Source organism: Microcoleus sp. FACHB-1515 (assembly GCF_014696105.1).
Lineage (GTDB): Bacteria > Cyanobacteriota > Cyanobacteriia > Elainellales > Elainellaceae > JAAUTJ01.
Genome location: NZ_JACJPO010000056.1, coordinates 90832 through 104388 on the forward strand (window position 1 = coordinate 90832; position 13557 = coordinate 104388).

Below are 13557 nucleotides of genomic sequence, written 5' to 3' on the forward strand. Positions count from 1 at the left end.
CGTTTACTTGCGCGATTGAAACTGGCCGAACTGCAAGTGATAAACGGTTTCTTCCTTTTCGGTTTCGATCTTCAGGTTCGATCGCGGGTAGGAAACACACAGCAGCGCATAGCCTTGGTCGCGAATTTCCGGACTGATTCCCATCCCGTCCGATTGATCGACCGTGCCTTCAATCAGTTGAGCCGCGCAGGTCGTGCAAACGCCCGCATTGCAGGAGTAGGGCAAATCGAGGCCAGCCGCTTCTGCCGCCGCGAGAACCGTTTGATCTTCAGGAACATTCAGCGTGTGAGTTTGGCCTTGGTGGTGAATTTCGACAGTGTAGAAGTTGGACATCGCACAAAAACGGAATCGATCGGCGTTTTCCATTGTTTCACGAATTGCTGAGTTCGGGGCGCGATCGATTCTGCTTTGGGCTAAGCAAATCGGGCTGAAAATTCAGGTGTGAAATGCAGCTTTACGCTTGAATTGGCAGCCGCCAAACTCAGTAAAGCTCCGGTTTGTGGAGCAGTCGATCGGTATCGAAAGAACCGCAAAGCCTCAACCAGAGCAAGAGTTGCAGTCTTTGCCAGTTCGTTCGGAGGGTAGAGGGACTGATTCTGCTCTACCCGCTAAACTACAAACTAAGTTAAATCAGTTTGATTAATGTGTAGTGGACGCTAATCTTCAAAGCCGCATGTTGTCTCATCGGTCACCTAACCTCCGCGTCCTTGTTGTGGACGATCACGAACTTATTCGCTACAGCCTCAAGATGGCGTTGCAGCGACAGCCCAACATTGAGCTAGTGGGCTTAGCCAGTAACGGTAAAGAGGCGGTCGAAATGGTTAAGCAGCATCGTCCTGACGTGGTGATTCTCGATTTACAGATGCCGATCGTAGATGGGCTAAGCGCTTCTCTGCAAATCAAAGGCATGTATCCGCAAACGCAAATTGTCGCCTATTCCTCGGTCAAAGATCCGCAGGTTGAAGTGATGGTTCAAACCGCCCAGGTCGATGCATTTTGCGAAAAGGAAGTGCCGATTCAAGAATTGATTAACGTCGTCACACAGCTTGGTCGGGCGGCATCTAGCCGTCAGCAGTAGTCAGAACATCATTCAAAAATTCCCTCGCTCTCTTTGGTGGAGTGAGGGAATTTTTTCGGCGCGATCGCCATTCAAATTCGATCGAACCCTACAGAACTTCTTCCGGAAACGTGCGCTTGAACTCATCGATGAGATCGTCAAGTTCTTCCAGCGCTTGATTCACATCAATGCGAAGCGTTCCTAAATTCGGTTGTTCCAGCAGGCGCAGCAGCGATTCGCGCTTGGTGGCAACTGCTTGGACGCGCGTTTTCAACACTTCAATTTCCATGATTTGCTCCTAAATTTTTGAAACTAGGTCGATCGACCCAGCCACAATAGTGAATAATTGTGAAGTATCTTGCTTCTATGGTATCGCGATGTTTGGCCGAATCTCACTGGGATCGATCGGGTTGGTCGTTGGCGGCATATTGACCGTCACCGGATTTTATGCGTACTTTGTCGGCAATTCGACCTTGAATCTGATCGGATTTTTTTATGGCATTCCGATTTTGCTCGGCGGTTTTGCCTTGAAAGCAGCGGAGCTTCGACCCGTGCCGCAATCAGAGCCAACCCCGGAAGTTTTGCAGCTTCGATCGCAGCAGGCAACGGCAACACAAAACCAAATTCGCAAAGACGTAACGCGCTTTCGCTATGGTCAAGAAGCGCACCTTGATAGCTCGCTGGAGCATTTGGGCATGAGTCCGTCTGACGAAGAACGCCCGCGTTTGAAGGCGTTGCGCGAAGAAGCGATCGACGGTCACTACGCGCTGATTTTGGAATTCGAGTCGCCGCTGATTAAATTTGAAACTTGGGAGCAAAAGCGCGAAAAAATGGAGCGCTTTTTTGGTCCCGGACTGCGCCTCACCCTCAAGCAGCTTCCTGAAGATGAAGTGGAAATGGCGCTGATTGCAGCTTCTGCTCCGGCTGCCGTCGCTCAGTCGAATTCTTAAGCATCAATTCCAGCCAGAGCACTTTCGTGCGATTCAACTTCAGCACTGACAGCGGGAATTTGCCGCAGGGGAATTTCGATCGAAAACTCGGTTCCCTGCCCAACATCCGAAATGCACTCTAAGCGTCCGCCGTGCCGCTCGGTAATGATTTGGTGGGTGATCGCCATGCCGAGTCCTGTTCCTTTGCCGACAGGTTTGGTTGTGAAAAACGGATCGAGCAGGCGACGCTGAATTTCTTCGCTCATGCCCGAACCATTGTCGCGAATTTGAATGAAGACTTGCTGATCGATCGCGGCGGTTTGAATCGTGATGATCCCCAATCGCCCTTCGCCCACGATCGCGACCGACTGAAGATAAGCGTCTTCGATCGCATCGATCGCATTGGTGAGCAAATTCATAAACACTTGATTCAACTGTCCGGCGTAGCACTCAACCAGCGGTAAACTGCCGTACTTGCGAACGACTTCGATCGCAGGCCGCTTGGGAGTTGCTTTGAGCCGACTTTGCAAAATCATCAGCGTACTTTCAATGCCGTCATGGATATCGACTGCTTTGACTTCGGCTTCGTCTAGTCGGGAAAAGCTGCGGAGCGATCGCACAATGTCGCAGATTCGATCGGTTCCCACCTTCATCGAGGCCAGCAGTCGCGGCAAATCTTCAATCAAAAATGGCAAATCGATCTGAGCAATTTGCGATCGCAGAGTTGGCGTGGCGTCTGGGTAGGTTGTCTGATAGAGCGCCAATAAATTCAGGAGATCTTGCGTGTATTGACTGGCGTAATTGACGTTTGCGTGAATAAAATTGATCGGATTGTTGATTTCGTGCGCCACGCCTGCAACCAGTTGACCCAAACTCGACATTTTCTCTTGCTGAAGCATTTGCGCCTGAGTTTTTTGCAGTTCTTGAATCGTTTGCTGAAGCTGGTGGGCTTGTTGACGCAGTTGCATTTCCGATCGCAGCAGTGCCGTTTCTGCTGTTTTGCGCTCGGTGATGTCGCGCAAAATCACCATGTATTCGCTCGATCGATCGGGCAAGGTTGTGCGCGAAATCGACATTTCGACCATGCGCTTGGTTTGATTGGGCAAACAGAGCCGCTGTTCGCTGCGATCCAACCAGCGATTCGGACTGCCTTCAAGATCGATCAGCAGTTCTGACAGTGCGGCTCCCAAAAGCGACGTTTCCGGCTGAAACAGTTCGTGCGCGGCAGGGTTGGCCTGCTGAATTCGTCCCGTTTCATCCAACACCAAAATTGCATTGAGGGCAACGCCAAACAAATGCTCGGCGCGTTCTTTTGCTTCAGCGATCGCCGTCACCTGCGGCAAACTCGTCCAGCAAGCGACGGCAATGCTGACAAACGCGACGGTCAGCAGCACAACGATAAACAGATTCGTGCTGACATCGCTGGAAGCTGTCACTAAATCCGATCGCAGCATCCAAACTAAAATCGCCGTGCCGCAAACCAGCAGCAGCAAAATGAAGACCTGAAGCGCGACGACATTTTGCTGCTGCTGAAGACGCGGGCGATCGCGCTGCATCCACCATTGCGGCTGAAACACAGGCCAGTCGAGACGGCGAATCAGCACGTCCATGCCTAAAATTGCGGCGGGCAGCAGCAAGCCCAGCAAAAAATCTTGCCAGCTCCACGCCAAACCGCCAACCACAAGGACAACGCACTCAACCGTGAAAAAAGCGATCGACCCGCGCGGCCAAATGACTTCTGGGCGATCGCGTCGCAGCCACAGACCCAGATGCAGGGCAACGATCGAGCAAAAATAACCAGTTCCCGTCACCATGACGACACGAGACACATCGCCCCACACCACGCCCGTCAAGCTCACCAGCAAGGTGAAAATTAAGGCAGGTCCTAGCACGCCGCGCCGTGAAGCGATCGCAAAGACCGGAGCAAGATAGCCATCTTGGGCAAGCTGGTAGAGAATGCGCGGCGAATTCGAGAACCCGGTGGCGCAACTGAGCAGACAGCTTGAAACGACCAGAAACGTGACCAGCAGCGGAGTTGCACCGCCCCAGAACGGTGTGGCAGCACTGAGCAAGTTGAGAAAAGCGTTGCTGTCGGTTTCTAGTCCGTTTGACAGGCGCATCAGCACCCAAGAGCCGCCTAGGTAGACGATTGGGATCAAGCTGGCCGTCACCGACAGACAGCGCAGCGTCCAGCTTGGCTCGCGGCTGTCGGAGACAAACGAAGAAGCGGTTTCGCAGGCATAAAGCGCGTAAACAGTGATGAAAAACCACTTTGCCCACTCGACAAAATTGAAGCTCGGCCACTGCGTCGGAAAAAATCCGGGACTGAGCGGCGAAAACATCAGCCAGCCCAATCCTTGCAGGCAAAAGGCCAGCAAAAATCCGAGGGCAGGCACGATGAAGAATAAATGCAAAATGCCCAAAGCACGAGTGCCGCTGAAGGCGACCACAAACGCCAAAACCGTAAAGCCAACCTTGAGAATGACACCTGGACAGTGCATTCCCAGCGAGGCAAGATTAGCCTGAATCAAATCGGTGAGAATAATTGCGTTCACCAGGGGAACGGCTGCCCAGCCAAAGAAATAGCCGATCGCCGCATAAGCCGCTAATTTTGGATGATTCTCCAGCAGGCGCGTCGTGTAGTTGGGTGTTCCGCCTGCGATCGACGGCCAAAAAGTTCCCAGCCGCTTCACCTGCAAGTTCAGCAACATGCCGACGATCACGCCCGGAATCCACACCCAAATTGCGCGATCGCCCAAAACCGCGTGCATTGCAGGCGCAGGTCCCAGCCACAGCAGCAAGCCGCTGAAGCCAAATCCCCATGATTCCGGCGAAGTCAAGCTCGGCAGCAGGCGCATTCCCACCGGAGGCTGGACGTGACCGATTGAATTGGTTGCAGAAAGATGTTCCTGCTGATCGCTCATAAATTGTGCAGTCGTGTCGGACAAAGATTCGCTAGCTGCACCCTGCGATCGCTCACTTCAACGCTCGACTCGCGGAACAGCTCCGTGCCAAACTCGTGACAAACTGATGCTGTCCGCCGAAGCTGCCGCACCAAACGATACTACTGGTATTCCCCATCACCACTATCGATCGATCCCCAATCGAGAACTGTTAAAGGTGAACGGTTTTTTGACTGAAGCTGTGGGTGTCGATCGAAACTCGATCGCGAATTGCCACCCAAAAGTCGCGCTTCGATTTGAGGCGCGAGTGCTGAAATTGCGATGGAGCTAGCTACTTCTCGGTGCGAATGACATACCACTGCAAGAACTGCCCTGGCCCGACATCAAGTTCGCAAGATGATTCCATCAGGTATTGCGCTTGGTCATCGATCGAGTCGAACCGCTGCAAATCTCTGGGCAGATCGGCTTGGCGATCGGCGAGGATGGCCTTGAGCTTGTCGAACAGTTCGGTGGGCGAGAGGAACTGTTCGGGCTGGTCGGGTTCAAGCACGACGAAGCCATCGCCGCTGAACATGATCGAGTCGGGCATAGTGGCTTACTCGTCTTCGGCAAAGACGTATTTGTACAAATCGGCGGGATCAGGTTCGGGACTTTCGATCGCAAACTGAACCGCTTCTTCAACCAAAGCCGTGATCTTGCGATCGATTGCTTTGAGTTCTTCTGCACTGGCGAGATTGTTCTCAGTCAGGTACGCACTGAACTTTTTGATTGGGTCGCGGGCGAACCAAAATTCTTTTTCGGCTTTCGATCGCAACTCATCAGGATCGGCCAACGAGTGACCCCGGAAGCGGTAGGTCAAGCACTCAATTAGCGTGGGACCTTCACCTGCACGAGCGCGAGCAACAGCTTCTTGGGCGACTTTGTGAACCGCTAAGACATCCATGCCGTCCACTTCAACTCCGGGCATTCCAAAGACGCTGGCTTTTTTGTAGATTTCCGGCTGCGAGGTGGCGCGATCGTGCGCCATACCGATCGCCCATTTGTTATTTTCGACCACAAACAAAATCGGCAGCTTCCACAGCGCAGCCATGTTCAGACACTCGAAAAACTGTCCGTTGTTCGCTGTGCCGTCACCAAAAAAGCTGGCCGTCACCTGATCGGCAGATTCGTCGCCCAAGGCTTCACGGCGATATTTGGTTTGAAAGGCGGCTCCGGTTGCGACCGGAATGCCTTCCCCGATGAACGCATAGCCGCCCAGCAAATTGTGTTCGGCAGAAAACAGGTGCATCGATCCGCCGCGCCCTTTGCTGCATCCGGTCACTTTACCGAACAGTTCGGCCATCACTTCGCGGGCGGGAACTCCAGCGCTGAGGGCATGGACGTGATCGCGATAGGTGCTGCAAACGTAATCGTCAGGGCGCATCGCTTTGATCACGCCGGAAGAAACCGCTTCTTGCCCGTTGTACAAGTGGACAAACCCAAACATCTTGCCCCGATAGTACATTTCGGCGCATTTATCTTCAAAGAAGCGGCCTAACACCATGTCTTCATACAGCCGCAGCCCTTCTGCTTTGGTGATTGTAGCGGCGGCTACGGGAGGCAATGTTCTTTCTTGAACCATGAGCTTGCAGTTGTCCTCTGAGCAAGTGAAGCGCTAGTATTAAGCGCGATTCTAGATCGTATCAGGCTTCTTTCGGCAATGCTATCGATCGCCGCTGCCAAGTTCGTGACTCTATACGGAGTCGAGCTTGTAAAAACTTATGTTAAAGCCAGCGGATCTTTCGAGCGGTTTGGAGGTAAATTTCACCCAACTCCGACTCGTTATGATAAAGATACTATTTTGACGGGTTGCAAGCGATACGGGTCGATCGAGCTATTTTTACTTGGGGAAGTGGACTGTGCGAATTCCGCTGGATTACTACCGGATTTTGGGATTGCCGATTCAGGCGACGAGCGAGCAGCTTCAGCAGGCTCACCGCGATCGCACGCTGCAACTTCCTCGCCGCGAATACTCGGAAGCCGCGATCGCCGCAAGGCGGCAACTGATCGACGAAGCCTTTGCCGTTTTGTCGGACTCGACGCAGCGCCAAGCCTATGACGCGAATTTTCTCGCCAAAGCGTATGAGGTAGACGGCGATCGTCGTTCCGAGGCAGGCGGCGAAAACGGCACAGGCGGCGTGGCAGTGGCAACTGACCCGATCGCCGAATCCTACACGCCCAGCATTGAAATCGAAGACGATCAGCTTGTCGGCGCACTGCTGATTTTGCTGGAACTGGGCGAATATGAACTGGTTCTCAAGCTCGGTCGCCCTTACCTCAGCAGCGGCTCAAAACGCTATGCCTATGCCGCCCAGCCTGCAAACCAAGCGTCAGATTTGGTACAGGCGGATATTGTTCTCACCTTGGCGTTTGCCTGTTTGGAATTAGGCCGTGAACAGTGGCAGCAAGGCCAGTACGAAAACGCTGCCGAATCGCTGGAAACCGGACAGGAATTGCTGCTGCGCGAAGGCGGATTTGCCAGTGTGCGCGGCGAAATTCAAGCGGATTTGTTTAAGCTGCGGCCTTATCGCGTCCTGGAACTGCTGGCTTTGCCGGAAACGAGCGTGAGCGATCGCAAGCAAGGCTTGAACCTGCTGCAAGACATGCTGCAAGACCGAGGCGGCATTGATGGCAGCGGCGATGACCACTCTGGCCTCAGCACCGACGATTTTTTGCGCTTCATTCAGCAGCTTCGCAGCTACCTGACTGCCGCTGAACAGCAAACTTTGTTTGAAGCAGAAGCGAGGCGACCTTCGGCAGTTGCAACGTATCTGGCAGTTTATGCGCTGCTGGCACGAGGATTTGGCGATCGCGAACCTGCTTTGATTCGTCGCGCCAAAGTGCTTTTAGTTCGACTCGGCACGCGCCAAGATGTTCACCTCGAACAAGCCGTTTGTGCGCTGTTGCTGGGGCAAACCGAAGAAGCGAGTCGTGCCCTGGAACTGAGCCACGAATACGAATCGCTCGCCTTCATTCGCGAACATTCGCAAGGTTCGCCAGATTTGCTGCCGGGGCTATGCCTCTACAGCGAACGCTGGCTGCAAAACGAAGTTTTTCCGCATTTTCGCGACCTTGCCCGCCGCGAAGCGTCCCTGAAAGATTATTTCGCTGATCAGCAGGTGCAAGCCTATCTCGAAGAACTGCCGAACGAGCCGGAAGCCGCAAATCAGTGGACGGTCGTGCAGGCTACTCCGGCCAAGCGATCGACTTCTGCCGCAATCGATCCGCCTGTGAACGATCGCAACGGCACAGTTCCGATGCCCAGTGCCGAACGAATTAGCCAAACACCGATCGCGCCGCTACCTGTTGAAGTGGGTGAGCGTCCGCAGTCGCGCCCGCGTCAAGCCGCTGTGCGTCGTCGGTCTTCGCCTCGGTTCGATCGCCTGGCGCTGATGGTGCTGCTGGGCATTTTGGGAATTGGCATTTTTGGATTCCTCGCCAGTCGCACCTTTGCCTGGCTTGGGAATGCGCTGAATCCTGGCCCGCAACTCGAAGGAGAACAGCTTGATATTGGCGTGAGTCAGCCGCCGATCGCCCTGCCAAGTTCGCCCGCCGCGATCGATCCCACAGCACCCCTAACCACCGAAAGCGCTCAACAAATTCTCGAGACCTGGCTGGAAGCGAAATCCGCTGCGATGGGCGAAAATCACGATCGCGCTCAGCTTGCCACAATTTTGACTGATCCCGCTTTGTCGCAGTGGCAAAAGAACGTGGACGATGCCGAGCGTGACGGCCAATATTTTGAATATGAGCATGAGGTGAACGTGACGGGCGTTGAAGCGGATACCAACAATCCCGATGAGGCGACGATCGAAGCAGAAGTCACTGAGGCGGCCAATCTGTTTGAAGACGGCCAGCCGAGTTCAGATGGTTCACGCAACGATCGCCTCCAGATTCGCTATGAGCTAGTTCGTCAAGATGGACAATGGCGCATCAAAGCCTGGACGGTGCAATAATTTTTGAGGAACGACCTCCTCAAGCAAAATGAGCGACACGCTAATTCAGGCTTACCTGCCGCTGCTCGTCTGGACAGGGCTAGGATTGTTAATTTGTCGCTTTTTGCCCGCTGCCTTTCCTCGTCTGCTGGGACGCGCCCTCTACTGGATCGGCGTACCGCTGCAAATTTTCACCCTCGCTCGACAAACGCAAATCACAGTGGCGGTAGGACTCACACCCTTCGTCACGATCGCCGCCCTAATTACCGGATTGGGATTGGGCTGGAGCGGTTTGCAGTGGCTGCGCTGGCGCTCGATCCCCGACTCGTCTGACATCTGGGAAGCACGATCGCGCCAAGGCAGCTTCATCCTGTCCACGATGATTGGCAATACGGGCTTTGTCGGACTGGCGATCGCGCCGACGTTCATCGATCCGGCCTATCACGGCTGGCTGGTTTTCTACAGCGTCACGCAGAATTTGATCGGCACTTACGGAATTGGCGTGGCAATCTCTAGCTATTTTGGTCGCGACGCAAAGCAAAACCGCTGGTGGATGCAGGTGCGCGACGTGCTGACGGTTCCTTCGCTGTGGGCGTTCATCGTTGGAACGCTGACTAGACCTGTGGCCTTTCCCGATCTGTTTGAGGTGGGACTGCATCGATCGATCTGGATTGTGATCCCCTGTGCTTTAACGCTGATGGGCATTCGACTGGCACAGTTGCAGGGTTGGAAAAGCTTGCGATTGGCGATCGTGCCTGCCTGCCTCAAAGTCGTGCTGATGCCGCTGCTGGTTGGAATCGCCACGACGCTGATTGATTTTGAGCCGTCTGCCCGTCTTGCAATGGTGCTGATGTCCGGAATGCCAACGGCGTTTGCCGGATTGATTTTGGCGGAAGAATATGAACTCGATCGCGAACTGATTGCTAGCAGCATTCTTCTCTCCACGATTTTGCTGCTGCTGACCATTCCGCTGTGGCTATTATTGTTTCACGTCCTGTAATTCGATCGCCCTGCTGACAATTTGAATAAATCGCCGTGCGATCGAAATAAATTCGTTGTATCGATAGCTATAAAATATGTTTCGTGTTGTGATGCCCGGATATTCTCAAGAGTTTGAGCGGTGGACAGATGCGCTAGAAACCGCCAATTCGCTCAAGCCCAAATGCAAGCGGTTGACCGAAGATATTCGGATTTTTCTGTTTGATGAACTGATTTGGATCTACAGTCGATCGCACAAATATCCGCAATACATCGGCGCAGGCATGTACGATCGACTAGCTCGATTGTTTGTTCAAGAAGCAATGGAAGCCGAAGCCGCGAGTTCAGATGAGACAGCGAATGAGTAACCTTTTTAACGATTACAGTAGCCAAACAATCGCAGTAAGATTGTGCTGATTCATTAAAGAATTACTGCAAATTCAATTGTTGATTTCGATCGCTCTCCTCTCAAAACTATGCGCCTCCCCCTTCCGCAATTCTCGACATCCGATCGCCCCGCCAACCACATTGGCGAAGTAATCGAAACTTCAACCACTGAATTCTTAGCGCAGTGTCTTGAGCCGGAAGATTTAAGTTTTGCCGTGATGCCGCCGTTTGGAAGCTGGGTAAAGGCGATCGATGAAGAATCCGGCAATTTGGTTTATGCCGTTGTTTATCACGCCACAACCAGCCCGATCGATTCGGTTCATCGCGCTCGCGCTTTGGGCATGTCAATGGCAGAACTGCGCGAACAGCAGCCACAAATTTTCGCAATGCTGCGAACTGAGTTTCGAGCGGCGATCGTTGGTTTTCAAACGCAGTCGCGCAATAACGGCAGTTCGATCGCAGGCACAACCTATCAATATTTGCCGCCGCGCCCGCCCCAAATTCACCAGGCGGTTTATTACTGCGAGGTGGAAGAAGTGATTCACTTTAGCGAAAAGCTGGATTTTCTGCGGACGCTTTTGCAGGTCAGCCAGGCTCCCGTCGATGGCTTGACGGCAGCGGCAATTCGCGAGATTTACCAGCTTCGCAAGGGCGATCGCGCTTGGCTGGTGCAGGCGGGGCGGATGTTGAGCTTGCTGCTCAAGGATGATTTCGATCGCCTCCAGGTCATCCTCAGCCAAATTCATCTGTAGTTTTCTGAAATTTTGCTAGCGGCAAACGGCACTGCTTGGCTTTAACCATCTTCCCTTTCCGGATCTTGGCGCGATCAGACTGAGTAAAAGAAATAGGCGGCGTTAATTCGACGACTGCTCGATCGGTGCGGAATCGGTGAAGGCGGTAAGCGATGACAACAGTTTTAATTGTGGATGACAGCCCGACTTTGAGAGGCGTGCTTGCAGATGTGTTGCAGGGCATTGGCTTTGCCGTCGTTGAAGCGAAGAATGGCGTTGAGGCGAAGGCAAAGATCGAAGCGGATGCACCGGATTTGGTGATTACGGATTTGATCATGCCGCAGATGAATGGCTATGATTTGTGTCGCTGGCTAAAGCATGATCCCAATACGAGAAGTATTCCGGTTTTGATTTGTTCGACGAAAAATCAAGAGTTCGATCGCTACTGGGGACTCAAACAAGGGGCAGATGCGTACATCGCGAAGCCGTTTCAGCCGCCGGAGTTGGTGCAGACAGTGAAGCGATTATTGCGAGGAATTTAGGATTTCTCGATTTTTGGGGCGAACGGAGCGATCGAAGTTGAACTACAGAACTGACGCATTGCACCCGAAAATCTTATCCGAAAACAATTTCCAAACCTCAAAGCTCAAGTTCGTTTCAACGGACTGAGAGTCATCAACCCAACCCATTTAAATGGGTTTCAGCTTTGAGCCGGAACTTCAGTTCACGGCAGTTGTCTGCTCCCTGAATACCTGACACCCAACACTCCCATTCTCCACTTAGCGTTAAACTGCTTCCAGACAGTGAAACGCGATCGAGCAGGGTCATGGAAAACGTAACGGTGATTGGGCATCCGCTGATTCAGCATAAGCTGACGTTGATGCGGCGGGCGGAAACGAGTACGGCGAAGTTTCGATCGCTGCTGCGCGAAATTAGTATGCTGCTGGCGTATGAAGTAACGCGAGATTTGCCGCTGAAGAAGGAGCAAATTCAAACGCCGATGGCAGCGATGGATGCGCCGATTTTGGCTCCTGAAAAAAAGATGGTGATTGTCTCGATTATGCGGGCGGGGCAAGGCATTCTCGATGGCATGTTGGAGCTGATGCCTTCGGCGCGAGTGGGGCACATTGGCCTGTATCGCGATCCGCGCACTTTGGCCGTGATTGAGTATTACTTTAAGCTGCCGCACGATGTTGAAGATCGCGATATGCTCGTGGTCGATCCGATGTTGGCAACCGGAAATTCGGCAGTGGCAGCGGTGCATCGGCTCAAGGATGCGACACCGCGATCGCTCAAGTTCGTCTGCTTACTGGCCGCGCCCGAAGGGATTGAAAACTTTCAGGCGCACCATCCCGACGTGCCGATCTACACGGCAGCGATCGATGAAACGCTCGACGCACACGGCTACATTATTCCGGGTTTGGGCGATGCGGGCGATCGAATGTTTGGCACGAAATAAGTTTAGAGCAAGGCAGTGAGACGATCGATCGTGCGCTGATTTTCTTCAGGCGTTCCCACTGTGATGCGGAGGCCATTGGCGATTGATCGCACCAGCGTCCCCTGCGCTTTGAGAGCGTGAAAAACGTCTTCGAGCGAACTTTCATCTTTTCGGCGGACAAATAGAAAATTGGCGTCGCTCGGCCATACTTGCAGTTCGGGCAGCGTGCGAAGGGCAGAAAGCAGGCGCGATCGCTCCTCTAGAATCGTGGGAATCACCGTCAGCAATTCATGACGCTGGGCAAGGGTGACGAGGGCGGCAATCTGTGAAAAGCTCGGCAAATTGTAGGGCAGTCGGACTTTTTCGAGGGCGGCAATCAGTTCGGGATGGGCGATCGCATAGCCAACTCGCTGAGCCGCTAGCCGAAACGCTTTCGAGAAAGTCCGCAAAATCACCCAGTTCGATCGCAGTGAACCGACTAGGCTGGTCTGACTAAATTCAAAATACGCTTCATCTACAACGACGAGAACTTCTGGCGGCAAGCTCAGGAGCCAATCGATTTCGCGCTCCGTCAGCGCGTTTGCGGTCGGGGAATTGGGATGAACCACGAAGACGGCACGAATGGGTGGATTTTGCGTTGCGTCAATCGCTCGCTGTGCCGCTGTCAGATCCATCTCAAATTGGATCGATCGATCGATCGTCACAACCGGAACGCTCAAGGTTTTCGCGGTAATTGCATACATCGAAAAGGTCGGCTGAGCGACGAGAATCGCGCCGTTTCCACCAATGCACGAGGCGATCAAAATCGATCGAATCAGTTCATCTGAGCCGTTGCTGACAGAAATATTGGCGGCTGTGATGGCGTTCGCCTCAAGTTGGGTGGACTCGGTGACGTACTGCGCGATCGCTGCTTTCAGCGCAGCATGAGCGCCATCTGGATAGCGATTCGCTTCCAGTTCATGCTGAAACTGCCACGCCAGCTTTTGCTTCAGGTCGTTCGGCAGATCGTAGGGGCATTCATTCGTGTCGAGACGATCGCGGAGCGCTCCTGGAACGGTATCGATCGCGATCGATTCGGGACTTCCCGACTTGCCACCGGGATGCGGCGTGTAGGCGATCAGTTGAGCGAGATCGGATCGAAGAAAAGGCAGCATGAGCAG

15 protein-coding genes are annotated in these 13557 nt (G+C 53.4%); 9 read left to right on the forward strand and 6 right to left on the reverse strand.

The features are described from left to right. Positions 1-3: 3 nt before the first annotated feature. Positions 4-333, reverse strand: coding sequence for a 2Fe-2S iron-sulfur cluster-binding protein (locus H6F67_RS19015; protein WP_190768356.1), 330 nt, complete (start codon positions 331-333; stop codon positions 4-6). Between the two features lie 340 nt (positions 334-673). On the opposite strand from H6F67_RS19015, the gene H6F67_RS19020 reads away from it, so the two are divergent. After that, entirely contained in the window at positions 674-1078 is a 405-nt protein-coding gene (locus H6F67_RS19020) for a response regulator transcription factor (protein ID WP_190768201.1), read from the forward strand. 88 nt (positions 1079-1166) lie between these two features. Here the strand turns inward: H6F67_RS19020 and H6F67_RS19025 are convergent, their stop codons facing one another. Next, positions 1167-1346: a hypothetical protein gene (locus H6F67_RS19025; protein ID WP_190768202.1), complete on the reverse strand. Its 180-nt coding sequence runs from the start codon at positions 1344-1346 to the stop codon at positions 1167-1169. A gap of 88 nt (positions 1347-1434) precedes the next feature. On the opposite strand from H6F67_RS19025, the gene H6F67_RS19030 reads away from it, so the two are divergent. Then, positions 1435-2007 carry a DUF2854 domain-containing protein gene (locus H6F67_RS19030; protein WP_190768203.1) on the forward strand — a complete coding sequence of 191 codons (573 nt, stop codon included), beginning with the start codon at positions 1435-1437 and terminating at the stop codon, positions 2005-2007. Here H6F67_RS19030 and H6F67_RS19035 read toward each other — a convergent pair. Next, complete coding sequence (locus tag H6F67_RS19035; protein ID WP_242020711.1) at positions 2004-4910, reverse strand: ATP-binding protein; 2907 nt, start codon at positions 4908-4910, stop codon at positions 2004-2006. The genes H6F67_RS19030 and H6F67_RS19035 overlap by 4 nt on opposite strands. Before the next feature lie 106 nt (positions 4911-5016). Here H6F67_RS19035 and H6F67_RS19040 point away from each other — a divergent pair, with 106 nt between their 5' ends. Then, a complete protein-coding gene (locus H6F67_RS19040; protein ID WP_190768204.1) occupies positions 5017-5220 on the forward strand; it encodes a hypothetical protein in 204 nt (67 codons plus the stop codon). Here the strand turns inward: H6F67_RS19040 and H6F67_RS19045 are convergent, their stop codons facing one another. Continuing rightward, a complete protein-coding gene (locus tag H6F67_RS19045) occupies positions 5221-5478 on the reverse strand; it encodes a chlororespiratory reduction protein 7 (protein WP_190768205.1) in 258 nt (85 codons plus the stop codon). Positions 5479-5484: 6 nt separating this feature from the next. Continuing rightward, positions 5485-6510 (reverse strand): pyruvate dehydrogenase (acetyl-transferring) E1 component subunit alpha, encoded by a 1026-nt coding sequence (pdhA, locus tag H6F67_RS19050; RefSeq protein ID WP_190768206.1) that lies wholly within the window; start codon positions 6508-6510, stop codon positions 5485-5487. 277 nt (positions 6511-6787) lie between these two features. On the opposite strand from pdhA, the gene H6F67_RS19055 reads away from it, so the two are divergent. The 6 genes from H6F67_RS19055 (at position 6788) to upp (ending at position 12418) form a co-directional block, all read left to right on the forward strand. Then, entirely contained in the window at positions 6788-8884 is a 2097-nt protein-coding gene (locus H6F67_RS19055) for an IMS domain-containing protein (protein ID WP_190768207.1), read from the forward strand. 28 nt (positions 8885-8912) lie between these two features. Further along, positions 8913-9863 (forward strand): AEC family transporter, encoded by a 951-nt coding sequence (locus H6F67_RS19060; RefSeq protein ID WP_190768208.1) that lies wholly within the window; start codon positions 8913-8915, stop codon positions 9861-9863. A 91-nt stretch (positions 9864-9954) separates the two neighbouring features. Further along, complete coding sequence (locus tag H6F67_RS19065; protein WP_242020712.1) at positions 9955-10209, forward strand: hypothetical protein; 255 nt, start codon at positions 9955-9957, stop codon at positions 10207-10209. Positions 10210-10317: 108 nt separating this feature from the next. Next, entirely contained in the window at positions 10318-10980 is a 663-nt protein-coding gene (locus H6F67_RS19070) for an HAS-barrel domain-containing protein (RefSeq protein WP_190768210.1), read from the forward strand. A gap of 152 nt (positions 10981-11132) precedes the next feature. Further along, complete coding sequence (locus H6F67_RS19075; RefSeq protein WP_190768211.1) at positions 11133-11501, forward strand: response regulator transcription factor; 369 nt, start codon at positions 11133-11135, stop codon at positions 11499-11501. A gap of 284 nt (positions 11502-11785) precedes the next feature. Beyond that, a complete protein-coding gene (gene upp / locus H6F67_RS19080; protein WP_190768212.1) occupies positions 11786-12418 on the forward strand; it encodes a uracil phosphoribosyltransferase in 633 nt (210 codons plus the stop codon). A 2-nt stretch (positions 12419-12420) separates the two neighbouring features. On the opposite strand, the gene H6F67_RS19085 is transcribed toward upp, so the two are convergent. Then, positions 12421-13551 carry a histidinol-phosphate transaminase gene (locus H6F67_RS19085; RefSeq protein WP_190768213.1) on the reverse strand — a complete coding sequence of 377 codons (1131 nt, stop codon included), beginning with the start codon at positions 13549-13551 and terminating at the stop codon, positions 12421-12423. Positions 13552-13557 lie beyond the last annotated feature (6 nt).

Coding starts and splice junctions, on each gene's coding strand:
- H6F67_RS19040 (WP_190768204.1), top strand. CDS start 5,017: ATGCTGTCCGCCGAAGCTGCCGCACCAAACGATACTACTGGTATTCCC.
- H6F67_RS19035 (WP_242020711.1), bottom strand. CDS start 4,910: ATGAGCGATCAGCAGGAACATCTTTCTGCAACCAATTCAATCGGTCAC.
- pdhA (WP_190768206.1), bottom strand. CDS start 6,510: ATGGTTCAAGAAAGAACATTGCCTCCCGTAGCCGCCGCTACAATCACC.
- H6F67_RS19045 (WP_190768205.1), bottom strand. CDS start 5,478: ATGCCCGACTCGATCATGTTCAGCGGCGATGGCTTCGTCGTGCTTGAA.
- H6F67_RS19065 (WP_242020712.1), top strand. CDS start 9,955: ATGCCCGGATATTCTCAAGAGTTTGAGCGGTGGACAGATGCGCTAGAA.
- upp (WP_190768212.1), top strand. CDS start 11,786: ATGGAAAACGTAACGGTGATTGGGCATCCGCTGATTCAGCATAAGCTG.
- H6F67_RS19070 (WP_190768210.1), top strand. CDS start 10,318: ATGCGCCTCCCCCTTCCGCAATTCTCGACATCCGATCGCCCCGCCAAC.
- H6F67_RS19075 (WP_190768211.1), top strand. CDS start 11,133: ATGACAACAGTTTTAATTGTGGATGACAGCCCGACTTTGAGAGGCGTG.
- H6F67_RS19015 (WP_190768356.1), bottom strand. CDS start 333: ATGTCCAACTTCTACACTGTCGAAATTCACCACCAAGGCCAAACTCAC.
- H6F67_RS19020 (WP_190768201.1), top strand. CDS start 674: ATGTTGTCTCATCGGTCACCTAACCTCCGCGTCCTTGTTGTGGACGAT.
- H6F67_RS19025 (WP_190768202.1), bottom strand. CDS start 1,346: ATGGAAATTGAAGTGTTGAAAACGCGCGTCCAAGCAGTTGCCACCAAG.
- H6F67_RS19030 (WP_190768203.1), top strand. CDS start 1,435: ATGTTTGGCCGAATCTCACTGGGATCGATCGGGTTGGTCGTTGGCGGC.
- H6F67_RS19060 (WP_190768208.1), top strand. CDS start 8,913: ATGAGCGACACGCTAATTCAGGCTTACCTGCCGCTGCTCGTCTGGACA.
- H6F67_RS19085 (WP_190768213.1), bottom strand. CDS start 13,551: ATGCTGCCTTTTCTTCGATCCGATCTCGCTCAACTGATCGCCTACACG.